3 protein-coding genes are annotated in these 1,810 nt (G+C 63.8%); all 3 read right to left on the reverse strand.

Annotated elements, in window-relative coordinates; translation table 11 throughout:
* A partial coding sequence (locus VF515_16185; protein HEX7409169.1) for a TRAP transporter large permease subunit occupies positions 1-624 on the reverse strand: 624 nt, incomplete at its 3' end.
* On the reverse strand, positions 624-1,139 hold the full coding sequence (locus VF515_16190) for a TRAP transporter small permease (protein ID HEX7409170.1): 516 nt from the start codon (positions 1,137-1,139) through the stop codon (positions 624-626). The genes VF515_16190 and VF515_16185, both read right to left, overlap by 1 nt.
* A 91-nt stretch (positions 1,140-1,230) precedes the next feature.
* Positions 1,231-1,810 (reverse strand): TRAP transporter substrate-binding protein DctP (gene dctP / locus VF515_16195; protein HEX7409171.1); only part of this gene is annotated, 580 nt, incomplete at its 5' end.

A 1,810-nucleotide genomic window follows, 5' to 3' on the forward strand; every position in this document is an offset into this window, starting at 1 on the left:
CACCGCGTGCGACCGGAATCCTCTCTTCCAGATGATGAACAGGGTCCATGCCATGAACAACCCGGTGAGCATCAGGCCCGGCAGCACGCCGGCGAGGAACAGGCGCCCGATCGAGGTCTCGGTGGCGATGCCGTAGAGAATGAAGGTGATCGAGGGCGGGATCAGGATGCCGAGCGTGCCGCCGGCGCAGATCGAGCCCGTCGCGACGTCGTCGGGGTAGCCGCGCCGGCGCATCTCCGGGATGCCCATTTTGCCGATGGCGGCGCAACACGCAGGCGAGGAGCCGGTAAGCGCGGCGAAAATGGCGCACGCGCCGAGGTTGGAAATCGCCAGACCGCCGGGCACGCGATAGAGCCAGCGGTCCAGCGCTTCGTAGAGATCCTTGCCCGCGGGGGAGGAGCCGATCGCGGCCCCCATCATCACGAACATCGGAATCGACACCAGGGTGAAGTCGTTCAGTCCCGCATAGAAAGTCTCGGCCACCACGTGCAGCGCGTCGAAACCCTGGAAGATCACGATGAATATGATCGCTATCGTGCCGAGGCCGACTGCGACGGGCGCGCCCGAGAGCAACATCATCAGCGTGAGAATCAGGACCAAGGTCCCCTGCATTCCCGGGCTCATCACCGACGAGCCTTGGTTATGCCGAACGGCGGTTCGCGACCGCTGACCAGGCCCATCAGGTCGGCGAGGCACTGTAGGGTCAACAGGCCGAGGCCGATGGGCAGGGCCGAATAGGGGATCCACAGTCGCGCCCGCCACATGGTATCGGACACCCATTTGTTGTCCCAGGCCTCGCGCCAGAACTGGAACGTGAGTACGGTCATCGCCACGCAGAAAAATAGCGTCACCGCGGCAGCGAACAGCGCCAGCCACCAGCGCGGGCGCGGAGCCGAATACAGCGGCAGCACGTCGACGGCGACGTGGCCCCGCGTCGTGAGCACGAAGGGGCTGCCGACGAAGGTCGCGGCAACCAGGCAGTAGGTGACGAAATCGGTCTGCCAGATCGTGTTCTGGTTGAGCGCGTAGCGCACGAATACCATGTGGCAGACTACGACGACGCTGAGCGCGATCAGAGCGGCGGCGAGGTAGCCGAACAGCTGGGAGATGAATCTGACGGTGCGGACAAATATGTCCATGAACGGTCCATCGCTTGTGGCCCGCGGGCCGGTTACGGGGGAGGGAACGAATCGGCGGGCGGCGCTTGCCGCCCGCCACCGGGGTTTAGGCTTACTTGACGCTCAGTGCATCGTCGATCAGTTGCTTGCCGTCCGGCACTTCCTTGGCGAATTCGGCGTAGGAGCTTTCCTTGGCGACCTTGACCCACGCGTCGTACTCCGCCGGCGTCAGTGTAACCACCTCGACCTTGTGCTCCGTGAACACCTTGACCATCGCGTCGTCCAGGCCTTTGGTCTCCTTGGCGAAGTATTCCTGCGCCTTCTTGCCCGCTTTGAGCAGCGTTTCCTGCTGCTTTTTGTTGAGCTTATCGAAGCTCTTCTTCGACATCAGCACCGGCTCGTACATGAACCAAAGGGCGTTATCGCCCGGCGCGGTGATGCATTTCACCTGCTCGTAGATGCGGAACGAAACGAAGCTGCCGGTGCTGGTGTCGGTCGCCTCGGCGACGCCGGTCTGCAGCGCGTTGTAGACCTCGTTGCTCGGCACCGAGACGATGGAGGCGCCGGCCGCCTGCCACATCGCGGCGAAGGTCGGCCCGGCCGATCGGATCTTCAAGCCCTTGATGTCGGCTGGAGTGCGAATACAGGCTTTTTTCGAAGCCACCGCGCCGGCGAGCCAGGCGTCCGACAGC

It is taken from the genome of Candidatus Binatia bacterium, from assembly GCA_036382395.1.
Classification (GTDB): domain Bacteria; phylum Desulfobacterota; class Binatia; order HRBIN30; family HRBIN30; genus JAGDMS01.